Below are 17290 nucleotides of genomic sequence, written 5' to 3'. Positions count from 1 at the left end.
CTTAACTGGCGCAGTTCGAAAATCCACGGAACCCGAGTTCGTTTGAAGCTCCAGATATCCGGACAATCATCGTAGCTTCGTCATCAGTTCCTTCGCCTTCACGCATCTCGACTGTCAGGCCCTCGCCGGTGAAAAATTGGTCCTCGGTCGCGGGGATCATCACTAGCTTCCCATTCAGCTTGAGGGTGCCCTCCCGTTTGGTGCCGCCATAGACGAAGGTCGGGTAGCCCACGCGGTCCATGCGAAATACGCACCGCCCGCCCGCACCACCGATGCTGGCCACATCCGCTTCGGTCAAAATGCCGGGGTAAAGCGACCCGGGAGCGGCATTGGCGAGCGCAGACGCCGCATTTTCCTGCGGTGCGGCTTCCGGTGGCGATTCCAAATCTGCGCGACGATCATTGCCCGGCGCGGAATTCGAATTACAAGCTGCCAGTCCCAGAGCGAGCAGGCCAATCGTAATTGTTTTTGTCATTGTGCTTGCTCCTGTACTTTTTCGGTTGGTCGTGGGCCGTTCTCGGAAATGTCCTCGATCAGGTAGCGCATCTCGGCAATTTCGCGGCGCTGGGCGACGATAATGTCCTGTGCCAGCTTCCTGACACGCGGATCTCGTAGATTCGAGCGTTCGCTGGTCATAACGGCGATGGAGTGATGCGGGATCATCCCCTTCATGTAATTGATATCTGCAACTGTCGTTTGCGAACGAACCAGCCACAGGGCGAGCGAAAATACGACTGCGGCAACTCCGAGGATGATCAAGTTCTTGCTGATGTTGCCATACATTGACCACATGAAAGCGAGCATGATGACAGCCATTACAGCGCCCATGACAAATGCCATCCAGAAGCGTGTCTCGCTGAAGAAGACGTGATCGATGGAATAGGTGTTCAAATACATCAGGCCGTACATGACGACGGTCGAGGTCGCGATCATCAGCATGAAGCGAACATAATTCCCTCCACCGCCAGAATGGGTTTTCGATTGATTCATTGTTTGTCCCCTTTCTTTGTCATGGACCAGAAAAGCTGCGCCGAGCAGCTGATAAGCGCGAAGCCGGTGAGTGCTTCAACACCTGCTATGACCCGCAGGTGTTGGGTCGGGTAGATGTCCCCAAGACCAAGCGTGGTGATATTGATCAGCGAGAAATAGAAGTAATCCATCCAGCCCATCGCGGAGACCTTGTCGAAGCTGCCAAGTCCCAATTCGTTGCCGAACCAGAAACCGCCACCAAACCAAGCAGCGACGATCAGGTGAGAAAATAATACCAGCAGGGAGACTGTGGCTTTGGTCGCAAGGCTGTCGCTCTTGCCGAGCCATTCATGGCCTCGCTGCAAGATTGACAGGTGCGAGAGTATCGCACCCAGGAACAATGCTGTCGAAAGAAGGAGGGCCGTGATCAAGCGCTCTTCTCCCGTCCGAAAAACGCATAGATCGGCACGATCAGGATGGCGATGTACCAGCCATAAAGGAAGCTGCCGATAGCTCCTGCGATGAAGCCTTGCCAGGTTATCCACTCAAAGCCGGGCAGGAGCGGGGCCCAGGCTTCATGCATGTGGAAACGGGCGGGAGAAAGCAGGCCAAAGGCCACGCAGATCAGATAACTCAGCAGCAGGAAGGTGCTGAGTGTCCACCCCCACCTGACAATTGTTTTTCGCTTCGATCCAGTAATCACGGCTTATCTCTCTCCTCAGCGCACTGGTACAGGCGGACAGTGTAACCAACCCTAGCGGTGGTGCAGCTCGGCGCTCCTGCGCATTGGCTCGTCTGGAAAACAGGCATTCATTCGTGCCCCCCTCTCATATCGTCCATGTCGCGTTCGGACATCGATCCCATATCATGACCGGCATGGGGATCGGGCGGTCCGGTGACTTCTGGTTCTACTGGGGTAGGCGGTGGAATTGCCGGGCTTCTGGCAGGTGCAGGCGATGGCCGAGGCTTGGCTGCGGTGGCGGGGCTGCTCGACGGCTCGGGCGTGACTGTCGCCGGTCCGCTTGCGCTTCCCGGGATAGAGCCATTCTCGCCAGACTCAGGCACAACTTCTGAAAGCACGTCGTCGTCAGGTGCGACAGCACCGTCGCTCTCTGTCGGCGACGCAGATTGCTGGTCGCAGGCAGCGAGCCCGAACAGTGCAGCGCCGAGTAGCAAAGCCGCGGGGGTCTTGGAGAATGGGCCAAATGTCATGGAATTTCCTTTAGAGCCAAGAGAGGCCAAGGTGGTTTTGTCCGTGCGCGAGTTCACCGCCAAGAAACCCTTGGACGAGGATAAGGAGGGTCATGAGAAACAGACCTGCCCGCAGCGAAGTCCTCGTGGCACTTGTTCGCCTCACAATCAGAACAAGCGCCAGGCCAAGGATAGCGATTAGCATTCCGTTCCATCGGTGAATTTGCATCACCGTGTCGCCGCCAAACCATAAGCCGGTGTGTATCCATCCGAAGGTTGCCGCGAGTATCCCGCCAGCTGCGCCGCCGTAGATCAGAACACTAATGGCCGGCTCCACAGTGTCCTTGCCACGAAGCATAAACAGCTCAGCCAGCGCCGCCATCAGGAACAGGGCCACCGGGAAATGCACAGTGGCTGGATGCAATTTGGTCAAAAATGCGAATAAGCCTGCGTTGTCGCTTTCGCGTTCACTTGCGTTGCTGCCAGCGCTTCCTTCGCCCGGGACGGGTTCGCCTGGTGCAATCTGCGAACTGTGCATACCCTCCTTGCCTGCCATCTTGTCCGGTTGCGCGGGCACCTGCGCGCTTGGCGCGTCACCGTGAACTTCGTCGCCGTGCGCAAGAGCCGGGCTAGCCGAAAGAAAGGCTGCGCAAATGAGCATGAAGATATGGGCTAATTTCATTTCGGCTGTTGGTCTTTCACGGCGGGTTAACGGGCCTTATGCTTGCTGTTACGCAGCCCGTGCGGCCTTCCCTCATCAAAAATTTTTGAGGGAAGCTGGCAGACGGGACGTAATGGAAACGATTATCAAGCGAAGGGTCGGCCACCGCACGTGACACAAAAACTGGAACCTGTTCTGCATGCTCTTGCGAACGACACTTCATTGGATTTGTCGAGCAGCGGACTTATGGAAGGCGTGTGGGAACGCGTGGGCGCTGCGACAGCGCGGCGGGAACGCACGATGCGAAGTGCACTTTTCGTGGGCCTGTTCGTAATTGGGCTGGGCGTCGGGACACTGACCGTACAGCCGTCGGTTTACGCGAAGGACGCCTCGTACCAGGTTTTTAACGACGCGCGGCTCTCACCCGCAGCCTTGCTGCATGTCGATTCATGAAGCATTTGAAACTGCAGATCGCGCTGGCCATCTTGTTCGCCGCCTTGGCAGGCTTTCTGGGTGCGACAGCAGCCGAAAGATGGTTTGCCCCAGAGCAAACCGGCGGCCTTCACGAATTCGTACACGAACAGCTCGAACTTAATCCAGAGCAGGAAACCTTGCTGGACGAGCTTGAAGAGCGTCATGCCCTAGAAAACGCGCAGCTCGAACTGGAAGTGCGACGCGCGAACGCGGAGCTGGCTGCAGCGATGGACAAGGAACATGAATACGGACCTGAAGTCAGTGCCGCTATCGACCAGGTCCACGCCAGCATGGGTGAATTACAGAAAGCGACCATCCGCCATGTGTTCGCAATGCGCTCCATTCTCGATCCGCAACAGCAGCGCGAATTCGATCAGCAGGTTTCCCGGTCGTTGACCGGTTCACCGCCGGAATGACGGCGGGGTGTCCCGAATTCCCCACGCCCAGGAATCTGAACTGGTCGCCATGGTCATCGCAGGCGATCGCCGCGCATTTACCAATCTTGTGGAGCCACATCTGCCTCGATTACTGGCAACATCCCTCCGGATGGTGGGCATCCGTGAAGAGGCTGAGGATGCCGTTCAAAATGCGCTGGCATCGGCTTGGATCGCGCGTGCGCGTCTTGACCCGAGACGACCCGTGCTTCCAATTCTCACCACGATCACGCTGAACAAATGCCGTGACAAATTGCGCCGAAGAAAGGCGGCCCAGTTTTTGGGCTTTGGCAAATCGTCATCTTTTGAAATCGTTGCGGACGAGACCCCCTCGCCGGAAGTGGAAGCGTCGGACAGGCAATTTTTGCATGCCGCCTATGCCGAAATTCAGAAGCTTCCCCTGCGTATGCGCGAAGCGCTCATACTCGTTGCAATAGACGGCCGCAGTCAGAAAGAAGCGGCGGTACTGCTAGGCATTACCGAGAAGGCCGTGGAAGGTCTGGTCTATCGAGCGCGAAACACCCTCAGAAAAAAACTTGATATTGCATGAGGGGAAGGAGGATCGAGCGCGTAACATCCAGCATATGAAATCTGCAGGAAATCACATGCTGACGATGAACCGAAGAAGTCTTCTGGGTGCAGGGGCCGGCGCTGCTGGATTGTTGGGTGCCGCGGCCTTCACACCCGCCTGGGCCCGCGGAGCAAGCTTGAATGGTCGACACATTCGCGCCGGGTTCGATGAAGTTTCCGGAGCATCGATCGACCTCACCATCGGAGAGGGACCGCGCGTCGTGCAAGGGCGACGCGGCCATGCCATAGCAGTCAATGGCAGCGTGCCTGGCCCGCTCGTACGTTTGAAGGAAGGCGAGGCAGTACGCCTCAACGTTACCAACACGCTAGACGAGGATAGCTCGATCCATTGGCACGGCCTTTTGCTCCCGTTCCAGTTCGATGGTGTTCCAGGCGTGAGCTTTCCCGGAATAAGGCCGGGGGAGACCTTCACTTATGACCTTCCGCCCATCCGTCAAACGGGGACCTACTGGTGGCACAGCCATTCAGGCTTGCAAGAACAGGCGGGCCATTATGGACCAATCGTCATTGAACCGGCCGGTCCTGATCCGGTGCAGGCCGATCGCGACTATGTCCTGCTGCTCAGCGAATTTACGCCGATGCATCCGCACACGATCATGGACAAATTGAAGAAAGGCGAGGGCTATTTCAACTACCAGCGGACTACCTGGACAGATGACTACCCATTGAGCGGCGAAGATCGCCGTATGTGGGCGGAAATGAGGATGATGCCAACGGACATCCTCGATGTGACAGGTTCGACCTACACATATCTGGCCAACGGACATGGTCCGATGGAGGGCCTCGAGTTCCTCTTCAATCCCGGAGAACGGGTACGCATCCGAGTAATCAACGGGAGTGCGATGACCTTTTTTAACGTCCGCATTCCCGGCGCCCGCATCCATATCGTAGCAGCAGATGGGCAGAATGTGCGCCCGGTCCCGGTCGAAGAGTTCCAAATCGGCACGGCGGAAACCTATGATTTTATCGTTGAGCCAACCGGCGAAGCTATGACGATCGTAGCTGAATCTATGGACCGATCGGGCATGGCGGTAGCGACCTTGGCAAGTCGGCCCGGTGCGCGCGCGCCGGTCCCGGCACTTCGTGATGCGCCGCTTCTCACCATGGCCGATATGGGCATGAGCGGAATGGATCACGGCGCAAGTGGTGAAATGGACGGAATGGATCATGCAGCGATGGGACACGGGCCTCAAAATCCAGCTTCCACGCAGCAGCCTGAACAGCTGGAAGCGATGAATATGGAAGGCATGAACATGCGCGACACTTCCATGCTGCCGCCGGATGTCGAAGTCGGGCCTGGAATTGACATGGTCGCCATGAACCCGGTGGACCGAACGGGAGATCCAGGCATTGGATTGGACAAGGTTCCACATCGGGTTTTGACCTATCGCGATCTCGTCGCTCTTGAGCCCAATGACGATTTGCGAACGCCTTCCCGCCAGATGGAGATCCACCTGACCGGCAACATGGAACGGTTCATGTGGTCGTTTGACGGCAAGAAGTTCTCATCCGTTAGCGAAGACCCGATCCGCTTTGCTTATAACGAGCGGGTGCGGGTCAAGCTCGTCAACGACACAATGATGGCTCACCCGATCCATCTCCACGGCCACTTCTTCGAATTGGTCAACGGGGCGCCGGCCGACCGACAGCCACAAAAACACACGGTTATAGTGCAACCGGGCGGTAGTGCCTCATTCGACCTGACAGCTGACGAGAGCGGTGACTGGGCTTTTCATTGCCACCTCCTCTATCACATGCACGCCGGCATGTTTCAGATCGTGACCGTAGCTCCGCAAGGCGATGCGCCGGAGCAAGAGCGCGTGGGAGAGCACGGATGAAAACCCTGCTTGCAATCCTGCTCATCGGTACCGCGACGCCCGTTATGGCCCAGCATGCCGGCCATACGATGCCGGACCCGGAGCCAACACCCGCCCCCGCACAGGTAGAAACGCCCGATCCGGATGACACTGACCATTCCCAAATGGACCATTCAGCGATGGGGCATGACACTGGCCGGGTGGCGCCTCCAGATGATTCAGTCAGGGAAGCAACTGATCAACCTGCCGCGCACGGTCAATCGCAGATGGATCACGGCACGATGACGATGCCCATTCCCAGTTCGCCGCCACCCGCCTCGGCCGGATCAGGCCCGCCGCGCGCTGCCGATGCGATCTGGGGTGCAGATGCAATGCGCGCCAGTCGCGCTCAACTTCGCCATGAACAAGGCGGACAGACTTATTTCTGGTTTCAGGGCGATCGCGTCGAGTATCGAGCTCGCGAAGGCGGGGATGGCTACCTGTGGGACGTCCAAGGTTATTACGGCGGGGATATCGACAAGTTTTGGTTCAAATCAGAGGGCGAAGGCAGCTTCGGTGAAGAAATCGAAGGGGCCGAGGTGCAAGCGCTTTATAGCCGCGCCATCGCTCCTTTCTTCGATTTGCAAGCGGGGGTGCGGCAGGATTTTGCTCCCCGCGACCGGACTTATGCAGTCATCGGGATCCAAGGTCTCGCCCCTTATCAATTCGAGATCGATGCCGCTGCATTTCTGTCCAGCAAGGGTGATCTGACAGCGAGGATCGAAGCCGAACTGGACCAGCGAATAACACAGCGGTTGATCTTGCAGCCGCGCGCGGAAGTGAACTTATCGGCGCAGGACATTCCCGAGCTTGGGACTGGATCTGGCCTCGATACGGCCGAGCTTGGAATTCGTCTTCGGTATGAATTTGCCCGAGAATTTGCGCCATACATTGGCGTCGAGCAAGAATGGCGGGTCGGCCAAAGCGCCGATTATGCCCGCGCCAATGGAGAAGACCCGAGCGTAACAAACTACGTCATCGGTTTGCGGTTTTGGTTCTAAAAAGAGGAAGTATTATGCGTAACAAACTGACCTTAAGCGTGGCCGCTCTGGTCATGATCGCAAATGGCGTGCCGGCAATGGCGCAATCCATGGATCATTCAGCACATGCCGAACAGGCAACTACGAAGCCGATGGACCATGCCGCGCATATGGCTGCCATGAACGATGATATCGCCGGAGCGGAAGCAGCGCTCACCTCCTACCGTCAAGCGCTGACAGCGCGCGATGCGAATGCCATGGCCGCGCTGTTTGCCGAGGACTCCTTCATCTATGAAAACGGCAAGGATGAAGGCAGCTTCACGCATTATATGGAACATCATCTTGGCCCCGAACTTGATGCGATTACCAGCTTCACCTTTGGCAATCCCACTCTTGCGGTGACGCGAATGGGGCACATGGCGTTTGGCCGCGAAACATACACTTACCGGATCGAACTTGCCGACGGACGCGTGATCGATCGCGAAGGCGTTGCCACCTCGGTTCTGGCTCACGACGCTGATGGATGGAAGATCGTTCAGTATCATTCTTCTTCGCGCGCCCCGAGATAACCGCGATAACTCTACCGTGCGCGGTTTGATGTCAGGTCGACCGCTCCCGGTTGGAACGCAGGCGGTCGGCATTCGCAGGTTGCGCGGCCCCAAATATCGACCGAGATCTGCGCCATCGAAGGGGGCGAAAGCTGCAACAGGCCAGCGGAACCCGGCTGCGAGGCAAAGGTTGGACTGTCGTATTCAAAGCACCCAAAGGAAAGCCACGATGGACCGCGCGCAAATTGACGAGAACCTCTCCCTGCTGACATTCCCGCCCGCAGCAGACGACCTTCAAACCCTTGCGGACGATGGTTTCAAATCGATTGTCAATTTGAGGCAGGCAGGCGAGCAAGGCGAAAAGCTGAGCCCGCAGGCCGAAGCGGAAGAAGCGCGCGAAAACGGATTGGAATACCTTCACTATCCCGTTTCTCCACCAGATTTGACGGCTGAGAACGCGAAGGACTTTGCGACCAGGATCGAACAGCTTCCAGGTCCTGTGGCCATTCACTGCGCCAGTGGACGTCGGGCGAGCTTGATGGGTCTTGCGTCCTGGGCGCTTCAAAACGACGGTGACGCCGCCACCGCAGCGAAAAGAGGACGCGAGTCCGGGCTGGAAGTCAGCGAAGGCGATTTATTGCCACTGCTCAATGCAAGTGAGGCAGGCGCACAATGATCTTCAGGCAGCTCGTCGAACCGGAATCGTCGACTTACACTTATCTGATCGGATGCGAGAACACCGGCAAAGCCGTTTTGCTCGATCCGGTAATCGAGACTTGCGACAGGGATATGGAGGCGGTCACTGCCCTGGGCCTGAACCTTGCCTTCACGCTCGACACCCATATCCACGCCGATCATATCACTGGCGCATGTCGGCTGCGTAGCCTGACAGGGTGCGAGGTTGCCTATCCCGCTGATGACAATCTTTCTTGCGCGGATGTTGAAGTGAGCGAGGAAGCGCCTTTGTCTGTAGGCGATCTAACCATCCGCGCCTTGTTCACGCCCGGGCATACCGACAAGCATCATAGTTACGTAATCGAGCAAGGCGGCCATACGCAGGTCTTCACCGGCGATGCGCTGCTCATCGATGGATGCGGTCGCACCGATTTCCAGAACGGCGATTCCGCGGTCCTTTTCAAGTCAGTTCGCGAAAAGCTGTTCGCTTTGCCGGAAGACACGTTGGTCTACCCCGCGCATGATTATTCAGGCCGCCGGGTCTCGACGATCATGCAAGAGCGTACGCGCAATCCTCGATTGAACGACGAAATTTCGCTTCCCGAGTTCCAGCGTGTCATGGCCGAACTCGACTTGCCCTATCCCAAGAAGATCGACGTCGCCGTCCCTGCCAATTTAAAGTGCGGTGACTGCGTGGAAGAAGCGGTCGAGCATCTGCACGAGATCGGCGGAAAATCGCCGCAGGGCTAATGCCCATCGTTGACCCTTTCTAGCTGTCCACGACGACGAACTGCCCCATCATTCCGGCATCCTCATGCTCGAGAATGTGGCAGTGATACATGTACGGCAGGTCCGGGTCCGTGTGTTCCTCGAACCGTAAAAGGAGGCGCACCTGCTCGCGCGGGTCGACGATGACCGTATCCTTGTAACCAGTCTCCAAGGGCGGCGGAGTGCGGCCGTTGCGGTCGATCACGCGGAACTGCGCATTATGAATATGAAAGGGATGCGCCATCATTGAGGCATTGGCGATTTCCCAGATCTCCCACTGGCCGGCGGGCACCCGCTCGTTGATGACATTCATGTCCATGCTGGCACCATTGATAGACATCCCGCCGCCCATCATTCCCATATCGAGCACAAACCGCCGGGTTCGTACTGCAAGTGAAGGGTCGAGTGCTGGTAGCGGAGCAAGCTGCGACGGCAGTTTCCTTTGCGGCGAGGAGTCAGAGGGTCTGATGTCGAGGACGCGGAACGGCTCGTCCATCTCGGTATCGTCGCGGCGTCGGCCCATCATGCCGCCGCCCATCATACCGCCGCCGTCGCCGCCCATCATGCCCATCGAATTGTCCGGACTGGTCGCCACAAGGCTGAGAGGGCGCCCCTCGGAAAGATCGACGAGGATCTGCGCCCGCTCACCTGGTGCGAGCCTGAGCGAGCGGACCGCATGCGGACGCTCCAGCAAGCCACCATCACTGGCGATGATCTGCATGGTCTGACCACCGGACAGCGAGAAATCGTAGAAACGAGCGTTCGATCCATTGAGGATACGCAAACGTAACAGGCCGGTCCGAGCGTCAAACACCGCGTTTTGCGTGCCATTGACGTAGAGTCGATCCCCGCGCACGCCCATCATTTGCGCATGCATATTCTGCGGATAGAGGAGCTTGCCGGAGTTATCGAGCACGCGGTCCTGAACGATAAGCGGAATATCATCCACGCCGTATTCGCTCGGCAGGTCCAGCGCGTCCTCTTCATCATCACGGACATAGATCGGCGCGGCAAGACCAGCATAGACCTGCGGTCCCGTGCCGCGATGCAGGTGCGAATGATACCAATAGAGAGAGGCACGCTGGCGAACTTCGAAAGACGGGCTCCAGCGCGCGCCGGGGCGGATAAGCTGGTGCGGTCCGCCATCCGCAGCGGCGGGAAGCTCGAACCCGTGCCAGTGGACTGTCGCGCCGTCGTCCAAGCCATTGTCGACATGCAACCGGACCCGCTCGCCGCGGCGCATCTCCAATGTCGGACCAAGATAAGGCGCGTTTACACCGATCGTAGGCGAAACGACCCCGGGAACGAACTCCTTCTGCCCCGCGGATATCGACAGTCGAAAGACCCGTTCGCCTTGTTCGACAATTCCCTGATTGAGCTCGGGAATGGCGAGCGGATTGGCGCCGGCTCCATCGGCACTAAACAGCGAATTTTGCGCTTCGCATGCAGACAAGGGAAGTGCCACGAGGCCGGCAGCCGCTGTGCCAGCCCGTCGCAGCAAGGCACGACGGTTGAGGCTGGATGCAATCGACCACTGATCCATCTTACTTGCTCCGGAGATATTTGATCAGCGCAGCGATGCCCAACACCAGCAGCATGGTCAGCAATAAGCAGAACAGACCCATGATCCCCATCATGGCCGCTGGCATGTCACCATTCATCATCGAACTTTTCCTAATTATACCGGCCCCGGAATACGATCCGGGGCCGGTTCGCAAATTACTGCTTGGTGATCGAAGTGATCGTGTTGCCGCCTTCACCGGTTGTGAAGTCGAACGAGATCGTGTCGCCAACCGCCACGTCCTGACGCAGCTGCTCGTCGGCGTCGAACGCCATCGTCATGGCGGGCCATTCGATCGCGGGGACAGCGCCGTGATCGACAGTGATCGTTCCTGCATCGGCATCGATGGCGGTCACGGTTCCTTCCGCACTGGCGGTCTGCATCGCGCTATCCGATCCCATCATAGGCATGTCGCCATCGCCCATCGGCATCTGACCGTCTGCCATCTGGCCGTCCGCCATGGCCGTGTCGTCCATCATTTCGGTGTCGTTGCCGGAGCCACACGCGGCGAGTGCCAAGGGCGCTGCCAGCAAGGTCACGAGGGTTGTAATACGCATTCTTCTTCTCCTTCGAGGGGTTTGGACCGATTGGTCCGGGGACGCCGCATCATCAGATAGGCGGCGGGAAGTACGAACATTGAAAGCAGCGGAGCGGTGATCATCCCGCCGATCATCGGGGCCGCAATACGGCTCATCACCTCGGATCCGGCACCGGCGCCGATCAGGATCGGGAACAGGCCGGCGAGGATAACGGCGACGGTCATCGCCTTGGGCCGGACGCGCAGCAGCGCGCCTTCGCGGATGGCTGCCGATACCTCGTCGGCATCCAGCTCGCCCTCTCTCCGTTCCAGCGCGGCCTTCAGGTAGATCAGCATGACCACTCCGAATTCCGCCGACACCCCTGCCAGCGCAATGAACCCGACGGCGGTGGCAACGGACTGGTTGTATCCCATCAGGTAGAGCAGCCAGAACCCGCCGGTAAGCGCAAATGGCAGCGTGCCCATGATCAGCAGCGCCTCGTCGAAGCGGCGGAAGATCAGGTAGAGCAGCAGGAAGATGATCGCGAGTGTTGCCGGTACGACGATCTGCAACCGCTCGTAAGCGCGCGTCAAATATTCGAACTGCCCAGCATAGGACAGGCTGACGCCGGCGGGCAGATCGACCTCGGCACCGATTGCCTCCTGCAAATCGCCCACCACCGAGGTGAGGTCGCGCCCGCGTACATCGACATAGACATAGCTCGTCGGCCGGCCTTGCTCGCTCTTGAGCATGGGCGGCCCGCTGGTCACGCGGACGTCCGCCACTGTACCAAGCGTAATCTGCTGTCCCGCGGGGGTTAGAACCGGAAGATTGCGCAGCTCATCGACGCTGTCGCGAATCTCGCGCGGATAGCGGACGTTGACCGGATAACGGGCCAACCCCTCCACCGTACGCGCGACATTTGCGCCGCCGATCGCGCCCGATACAATCTGCTGCACATCGGCGATGTTGAGCCCGTAGCGGGCTGCTTCCAGACGATTGATATCGACATCGACATAGCGCCCGCCTGAAAGCCTTTCGGCCAGGGCCGAACTGACGCCCGGCACCTCCTTCGCAATCTGTTCGACCTGTAGCGCCACTCGTTCGATTTCGCCCAAATCTTCGCCCGAGACCTTGACCCCGATGGGGCTCTTTATGCCGGTGGCGAGCATGTCGATGCGGTTGCGGATTGGGGGCACCCAGACATTGGCGAGGCCCGGAACCCGGACCACGCGATCGAGTTCTTCCACCAGCTTGTCAGGCGTCATCCCTTCGCGCCATTCCTCACGCGGCTTGAAGCTGATCGTCGTCTCGAACATCGTCAGCGGCGCGGGATCGGTGGCCGTATCAGCGCGGCCCGCCTTGCCGAAAACGGTATCGACTTCGGGCACCGTTTTGATCAGGCGGTCGGTCCGCTGAAGCAGGGCCGAGGCTTCCCCCGGTGAAAGTCCGGGAAGCGCGCTCGGCATGTAGAGAAGATCGCCCTCGTCGAGCGGCGGGAGAAACTCGCCGCCCAGCCGCGTAAAAGGCACCAGCGTCGTCGCGAATATCAGTCCTGCGATGACCAGCGTCGCCTTCGGACGCCGCATCACCCAGTCGAGCCCCGGACGATAGGCACGGGTCAGCGCCTTGTTGATCGGGTTGCTGTCTTCCCGCGGTATCTTGCCGCGGATCAGCCATCCCATGAGGACCGGAACCAGCGTGATCGAGAGGATTGCAGCCGCTGCCATCGCGTAGGTCTTGGTGAAGGCCAGCGGAGCGAAGAGCCGTCCCTCCTGTGCCTGCAAAGTGAAGACCGGCAGGAACGAAAGGGTGATAATCAGCAGGCTGAAAAACAGCGCCGGACCGACTTCCTTGGAAGCATCTGCGACGATCCGCCAACGCTCCTCACCCGACATGACCGTATCGGGATTTTCCTCGGTCCATCGCTCGATGTGCTTGTGCGCGTTCTCGATCATCACGACCGCCGCATCGACCATCGCGCCGATCGCAATGGCGATGCCGCCAAGCGACATGATGTTGGCGTTCACGCCCTGGAAGCGCATCACCAGAAAGGCTGCCAGAACACCCAGCGGCAAGGTCACCACGGCGACCAGCGCAGAGCGGGCGTGCCACAGAAACAGCAGGCACACGAGCGCAACGACGACGAATTCCTCGATCAGCTTGGTGGTGAGGTTATCGACTGAGGCATCGATCAACTGCGATCGGTCATAGGTGGTGACGATCTCGACCCCTTCGGGCAGGCTTGCCTGCAACTGGTCGAGCTTCGCTTCGACCGCCTCGATCGCACCGCGCGCGTCGGCGCCTTGCCGCAGAATGACGATGCCGCCTGCGACTTCGCCCTGGCCGTTCAGCTCGGCGATACCGCGGCGCAGTTCGGGGCCGATTTGCACATTGGCGACATCGCCAAGCGTCACCGGCACACCGCCCGCTTCGGCGCGCAAAGGTATCGAGCGGAAATCATCGAGACTGCCGAGATAGCCCGACGAACGCACCATGAATTCCGCTTCGCCCATCTCGACGATGGAACCGCCTGCCTCCTGGTTGCCTGCCTGGATCGCGCTCACGATTTGGCCGTGGGTCACTCCGAAGGAAGCCATGCGGTAGGGGTCGAGCACGATCTGGTACTGCTTGACCATGCCGCCCACACTGGCGACCTCGGCGATCCCAGGTATAGTCTTCAGCTCGTAGCGCAGGAACCAGTCCTGCAGGCTGCGCAGTCCGGCCAGATCGTGGCCGCCGCTGCGGTCGATCAAGGCGTATTCGTAGATCCATCCCACGCCGGTCGCGTCAGGGCCGAGAGTACTTTCGACTCCGTCAGGCAAGCGGTTCTGGACCTGGTTGAGGTATTCGAGCACGCGCGAGCGCGCCCAGTAGAGATCGGTCCCGTCCTCGAAAATCACATAGACATAGCTATCGCCGAAAAACGAATAGCCTCGCACGGTCTTCGCCCCCGGCACCGAGAGCATGGTCGTCGCCAGCGGATAGGTGACCTGGTCCTCGACGATACGCGGAGCCTGCCCGGCATAGTTCGAGCGGATGACAACCTGTACATCCGACAAATCGGGCAGCGCATCGACAGGAGTGGTCCGCACGGCCCAGAAGCCGGCGAGCGCCAGACCGATCGCCGCCAGAACCACGAACAGGCGGTTGGCAATCGAACTTTCAATGATCCGCGCGATCATTGGCCGGTCTTCCGGATCGAGACGATGCGCGGACCGGTGCTTGCCTGAACGAAGGTAAAGGTTACCCGATCACCGCGTTGGAAACCGCGAACCTGAGCCGGACCTTCAGTGGCAAAACCCATCGTCATGGCTGGCCAGTCCAGAGCTTTGACCGGCCCGTGCCGCAAGGTGATGCTGCGGGCAGTGATGCGTTCGATCGTGCCGGTGGCTCGATAGGTGCGCGGTTCGTCCGCATCCGCCTGCGTTTCGTTTTCACCGGCAGTCGTCGGTGCGTCCTCGATGGAACGCACATCGATACCCGCGAGACTCGCTTCGGAATCGAGCAGGAACTGGCCGGAGGTTACGACCTCCTCGCCTGCCGCGAGCCCTGCGAGAACCTCGGTCCGACCGCCTGCTTCTCGGCCGATCCGGACTTCGGCCGGGCGGTATCCTCCGCCCTCTTGGGTAATCATAACCAAGGTTCGTTCGCCGGTGCGGATCACGGCCTCTGACGGGATGAGCAAGGCTTCACGCCGTTCAGGAGCAATCATGACCTGCGCAAACATGCCCGGTTTCAGGCGAAGCCCGGGGTTGGGCATCGCCGCGCGCACGGTAATCGTCCTGCTTGCCTCCTGCGCACTGGGCAGGATGGCAATGATCCGTCCGGCAAATCGCTCTCCGGGAAAAGCCGTGAGCGTCGCGCTTACCGGCTGTCCCACGCGAGCGCTTCCCGCAAGCGCCTCGGGCACGGCGGCTTCGAGCCAGATTGGGCTATAGCCGCTGATCTCGGCGAGGCTTTGCCCTGCCATCACGGTCATGCCCGGCCTGACACCGAGCGAGGTAATCGCACCCGATTGCGGCGCGGTGACAGTGATTGTCGATTGCGGTCTGCCGCTTCGAGCCACCGAGGAGATCACGCCTTCCGGCATCCCAAGCAGTCGCAGACGTTGACGGGCAGCATTGGTAAGCGCCGCGTCGCCGGTAGCTGCTACGGCAAGAAATTCCTGCTGGGCGCCGCCCCACTCGGGCACCAGCAGGTCGACGATTGGCGCGCCTCGTGCGATAAGATCCTGCGGGGCGTGGCCATAAGTCCGCTGAACATAGCCGCCCGCGCGAGGCTGGACGATCGCAACCTCGCTGCCATTGTAGGCAAGCGTGCCAGTTACCGTGGTTTCCGGTTCCAGCACGCCGTATTCGGCCTCGGCAGTGCGAATGCCGAAGTTCTGGACCAATGCGGAATCGATGCTGACACCCTCGCCGGCCTGCGCATCACCGCCCGCGCATTTCGGGACCAGCTGCATATCCATAAAGGGGGATTTGCCCGGCTCGTCGAAGCGCTGATCGGGCACCATCGGATCGTACCAGTAGAGCACTTCTTCGCAGCCGGTATCGGCAGCGGCGTCACCGCCATCGCTACCGCCGCCGAGCATCGACAGACCGTAGCCAGCCCCTAGGCTGACCAAGGCAATACCGGCCGCCGCTGCATAAGAGCGCTGGCGCGGAGAAAGACGTTCGAACACGGCTTTCATGGCCTGTCCTCCCCATAAGTAAGACTTAGAGTTGCAGCGGCTTCGACAGCCATCTGTTCGCGTTCGAGAATCTCGAGTTCGAGCAATGCCAGCGCAGATTTGGCCGCGATCACATCAACGAGGTCGGCGCGGCCAGCAGCGAAGCTGGCGGTTTCGAGTTCGGCACGGTCATGCGCGAGCGGTAGTAGCTCGTCCCTCGCACGTTCCCACTGCTGCACCGCGCTGCGCCACGCAGCCAGATCGGCTTCGAACCGGGCCCTGATCGCTCTCAGGCGATCGACCCGCTCAGCCGAGGCGGCAGCAGCGTCTGCTTCGGCTGCCGCGATGCGCGGGTTCTGCCGCCTGTCGGTGAAGATGGGCAAAGTGACCGATCCCATGACCGATACGGCACTGCCGAAATCGGGATTACGGTGACCATAAGTCACGCTGACACCGAAATCGGGCCGTTTTTCAGCGCGCGCCAGATTGGCTGCAGCCTCAGCACGACGTTGCTCTGCATCCGCCAAGCGCAATTCCGGATTGGCCTCCAACGTGAACCGAAGGCCTTCCGGGTCCAAGGTAGCTTGGGGAGCGGCCCCCGCAGCGACAGGCTCGCTTTCGGCGATATAGCGCTGCAGCCGGGCGCGAGCGGTTGCGCGCGCGGCCTCAATCCGGGTAATGGCATCCTCGATTTCAAGAAGCTCGCGCCGGATCGCGAGGCTCTCGGCAGGCCTCGCCGATCCCGAAGCGACGGCACTGACGGCGACCGGAACAAAATCCCTCAGGCCGTCCAGAGCGTTACGCGCAAGAGCGAGGCGTTGCTGGGCGTAATACAGACCGATCCAAGCCGTCCCCGCGTCGGCGAGGATGGAACGTTCGGACAAGCCAAGACGGGCTTCGGCAATACCGATTTCGGACCCGGCAAGGCCGGATCGCGCTCGCCGCCTGGCAAGGTTAGGAATTTCCTGTTCGACGCCAACCGCTAGCTGCGTCGGCAGTTGCGCATACGGATCAAATGCGGCCGGTCCGGTGACCGGCAAGTTCATCACGCCTGCACGAACGCGTGGGTCGGGCAATTCGTCCGCTGCTTCGGCGGCATCGCGCCTCGCCTGTATGCGGAATGCGCCCGCTTCGAGCATGGGCTGTTCCGCCCGCGCCGCCGCAAGGGTTTCTTCATAGCCGACCGACTGCGCTTGCGCAGTCTGAGCGACGAGCAGCGCCGAAAACGGCACCCAACCAATTCGCCAATTCATAAATCTCACTCGTGCAGAGCGAGCTGACAAGACAAAACATACCGCACCGGCGATACCGGTTCGTGCGGTTGCATCGTTCGTCAGTCTCGCAAAAAGCGCAGCGCGCCTTCAGGAAAAACTAGACGGTGAGGATTGGTTT

18 protein-coding genes are annotated in these 17290 nt (G+C 59.7%); 8 read left to right on the top strand and 10 right to left on the bottom strand.

Annotation, left to right across the window (positions count from 1 at the left end; translation table 11 throughout):
- Position 1 precedes the first annotated feature (1 nt).
- The 5 genes from ACKTSM_RS03645 to ACKTSM_RS03625 all read right to left on the bottom strand — a co-directional run bounded on the left by ACKTSM_RS03645 (position 2) and on the right by ACKTSM_RS03625 (position 2842).
- Positions 2-475, bottom strand: coding sequence for a DUF6692 family protein (locus tag ACKTSM_RS03645; RefSeq protein WP_407875774.1), 474 nt, complete (start codon positions 473-475; stop codon positions 2-4).
- The gene (locus tag ACKTSM_RS03640; protein WP_202392307.1) at positions 472-990 is read right to left on the bottom strand and encodes a DUF305 domain-containing protein; all 519 of its coding nucleotides are present in this window, start codon (positions 988-990) and stop codon (positions 472-474) included. The genes ACKTSM_RS03645 and ACKTSM_RS03640 overlap by 4 nt, the downstream gene beginning before the upstream one ends.
- Positions 987-1400, bottom strand: coding sequence for an ion channel (locus tag ACKTSM_RS03635; protein ID WP_407875773.1), 414 nt, complete (start codon positions 1398-1400; stop codon positions 987-989). Before ACKTSM_RS03635 ends, ACKTSM_RS03640 begins: the two co-directional genes overlap by 4 nt.
- Entirely contained in the window at positions 1397-1672 is a 276-nt protein-coding gene (locus ACKTSM_RS03630) for a DUF5676 family membrane protein (protein ID WP_306093938.1), read from the bottom strand. Before ACKTSM_RS03630 ends, ACKTSM_RS03635 begins: the two co-directional genes overlap by 4 nt.
- 519 nt (positions 1673-2191) lie before the next feature.
- Entirely contained in the window at positions 2192-2842 is a 651-nt protein-coding gene (locus ACKTSM_RS03625) for a DUF2231 domain-containing protein (protein ID WP_407875772.1), read from the bottom strand.
- A gap of 150 nt (positions 2843-2992) precedes the next feature.
- On the opposite strand from ACKTSM_RS03625, the gene ACKTSM_RS03620 reads away from it, so the two are divergent.
- The 8 genes from ACKTSM_RS03620 (at position 2993) to ACKTSM_RS03585 (ending at position 9129) form a co-directional block, all read left to right on the top strand.
- The gene (locus tag ACKTSM_RS03620) at positions 2993-3274 is read left to right on the top strand and encodes a hypothetical protein (protein WP_407875771.1); all 282 of its coding nucleotides are present in this window, start codon (positions 2993-2995) and stop codon (positions 3272-3274) included.
- Positions 3271-3711 carry a periplasmic heavy metal sensor gene (locus ACKTSM_RS03615; protein ID WP_306093943.1) on the top strand — a complete coding sequence of 147 codons (441 nt, stop codon included), beginning with the start codon at positions 3271-3273 and terminating at the stop codon, positions 3709-3711. Before ACKTSM_RS03620 ends, ACKTSM_RS03615 begins: the two co-directional genes overlap by 4 nt.
- Before the next feature lie 7 nt (positions 3712-3718).
- On the top strand, positions 3719-4279 hold the full coding sequence (locus ACKTSM_RS03610) for an RNA polymerase sigma factor (protein ID WP_306093944.1): 561 nt from the start codon (positions 3719-3721) through the stop codon (positions 4277-4279).
- Between the two features lie 55 nt (positions 4280-4334).
- Positions 4335-6158: a copper resistance system multicopper oxidase gene (locus ACKTSM_RS03605; protein WP_407875770.1), complete on the top strand. Its 1824-nt coding sequence runs from the start codon at positions 4335-4337 to the stop codon at positions 6156-6158.
- Positions 6155-7177 carry a copper resistance protein B gene (locus ACKTSM_RS03600; RefSeq protein WP_407875769.1) on the top strand — a complete coding sequence of 341 codons (1023 nt, stop codon included), beginning with the start codon at positions 6155-6157 and terminating at the stop codon, positions 7175-7177. Before ACKTSM_RS03605 ends, ACKTSM_RS03600 begins: the two co-directional genes overlap by 4 nt.
- Before the next feature lie 14 nt (positions 7178-7191).
- Positions 7192-7725 carry a YybH family protein gene (locus ACKTSM_RS03595; protein WP_407875768.1) on the top strand — a complete coding sequence of 178 codons (534 nt, stop codon included), beginning with the start codon at positions 7192-7194 and terminating at the stop codon, positions 7723-7725.
- A 208-nt stretch (positions 7726-7933) separates the two neighbouring features.
- Positions 7934-8380, top strand: coding sequence for a beta-lactamase hydrolase domain-containing protein (locus tag ACKTSM_RS03590; RefSeq protein WP_407875767.1), 447 nt, complete (start codon positions 7934-7936; stop codon positions 8378-8380).
- Positions 8377-9129 carry an MBL fold metallo-hydrolase gene (locus ACKTSM_RS03585; protein ID WP_407875766.1) on the top strand — a complete coding sequence of 251 codons (753 nt, stop codon included), beginning with the start codon at positions 8377-8379 and terminating at the stop codon, positions 9127-9129. Before ACKTSM_RS03590 ends, ACKTSM_RS03585 begins: the two co-directional genes overlap by 4 nt.
- 19 nt (positions 9130-9148) lie before the next feature.
- On the opposite strand, the gene ACKTSM_RS03580 is transcribed toward ACKTSM_RS03585, so the two are convergent.
- From ACKTSM_RS03580 to ACKTSM_RS03560, 5 genes are all read right to left on the bottom strand, one after another.
- Positions 9149-10690 carry a multicopper oxidase family protein gene (locus ACKTSM_RS03580; RefSeq protein WP_407875765.1) on the bottom strand — a complete coding sequence of 514 codons (1542 nt, stop codon included), beginning with the start codon at positions 10688-10690 and terminating at the stop codon, positions 9149-9151.
- Positions 10691-10866: 176 nt separating this feature from the next.
- Positions 10867-11265, bottom strand: a complete 399-nt coding sequence (locus ACKTSM_RS03575) for a copper-binding protein (RefSeq protein ID WP_202392308.1) — start codon at positions 11263-11265, stop codon at positions 10867-10869.
- Complete coding sequence (locus tag ACKTSM_RS03570; RefSeq protein ID WP_407875764.1) at positions 11244-14411, bottom strand: efflux RND transporter permease subunit; 3168 nt, start codon at positions 14409-14411, stop codon at positions 11244-11246. The genes ACKTSM_RS03575 and ACKTSM_RS03570 overlap by 22 nt, the downstream gene beginning before the upstream one ends.
- Complete coding sequence (locus tag ACKTSM_RS03565; protein ID WP_006834120.1) at positions 14408-15919, bottom strand: efflux RND transporter periplasmic adaptor subunit; 1512 nt, start codon at positions 15917-15919, stop codon at positions 14408-14410. The genes ACKTSM_RS03570 and ACKTSM_RS03565 overlap by 4 nt, the downstream gene beginning before the upstream one ends.
- Entirely contained in the window at positions 15916-17151 is a 1236-nt protein-coding gene (locus ACKTSM_RS03560; protein ID WP_407875763.1) for a TolC family protein, read from the bottom strand. The genes ACKTSM_RS03565 and ACKTSM_RS03560 overlap by 4 nt, the downstream gene beginning before the upstream one ends.
- Positions 17152-17290: the final 139 nt, after the last annotated feature.

The sequence above is a fragment of the Qipengyuania nanhaisediminis genome (genome assembly GCF_045862805.1).
Classification (GTDB): Bacteria; Pseudomonadota; Alphaproteobacteria; order Sphingomonadales; family Sphingomonadaceae; genus Erythrobacter; species Erythrobacter nanhaisediminis_A.
Note: the sequence above shows the minus strand (reverse complement) of the source record. Positions and strands in the feature narration are given on the sequence as shown.

Coding starts and splice junctions, on each gene's coding strand:
- ACKTSM_RS03605 (WP_407875770.1), top strand. CDS start 4,335: ATGCTGACGATGAACCGAAGAAGTCTTCTGGGTGCAGGGGCCGGCGCT.
- ACKTSM_RS03595 (WP_407875768.1), top strand. CDS start 7,192: ATGCGTAACAAACTGACCTTAAGCGTGGCCGCTCTGGTCATGATCGCA.
- ACKTSM_RS03565 (WP_006834120.1), bottom strand. CDS start 15,919: ATGAAAGCCGTGTTCGAACGTCTTTCTCCGCGCCAGCGCTCTTATGCA.
- ACKTSM_RS03575 (WP_202392308.1), bottom strand. CDS start 11,265: ATGCGTATTACAACCCTCGTGACCTTGCTGGCAGCGCCCTTGGCACTC.
- ACKTSM_RS03645 (WP_407875774.1), bottom strand. CDS start 475: ATGACAAAAACAATTACGATTGGCCTGCTCGCTCTGGGACTGGCAGCT.
- ACKTSM_RS03570 (WP_407875764.1), bottom strand. CDS start 14,411: ATGATCGCGCGGATCATTGAAAGTTCGATTGCCAACCGCCTGTTCGTG.
- ACKTSM_RS03600 (WP_407875769.1), top strand. CDS start 6,155: ATGAAAACCCTGCTTGCAATCCTGCTCATCGGTACCGCGACGCCCGTT.
- ACKTSM_RS03640 (WP_202392307.1), bottom strand. CDS start 990: ATGAATCAATCGAAAACCCATTCTGGCGGTGGAGGGAATTATGTTCGC.
- ACKTSM_RS03580 (WP_407875765.1), bottom strand. CDS start 10,690: ATGGATCAGTGGTCGATTGCATCCAGCCTCAACCGTCGTGCCTTGCTG.
- ACKTSM_RS03625 (WP_407875772.1), bottom strand. CDS start 2,842: ATGAAATTAGCCCATATCTTCATGCTCATTTGCGCAGCCTTTCTTTCG.
- ACKTSM_RS03560 (WP_407875763.1), bottom strand. CDS start 17,151: ATGAATTGGCGAATTGGTTGGGTGCCGTTTTCGGCGCTGCTCGTCGCT.
- ACKTSM_RS03585 (WP_407875766.1), top strand. CDS start 8,377: ATGATCTTCAGGCAGCTCGTCGAACCGGAATCGTCGACTTACACTTAT.
- ACKTSM_RS03590 (WP_407875767.1), top strand. CDS start 7,934: ATGGACCGCGCGCAAATTGACGAGAACCTCTCCCTGCTGACATTCCCG.
- ACKTSM_RS03615 (WP_306093943.1), top strand. CDS start 3,271: ATGAAGCATTTGAAACTGCAGATCGCGCTGGCCATCTTGTTCGCCGCC.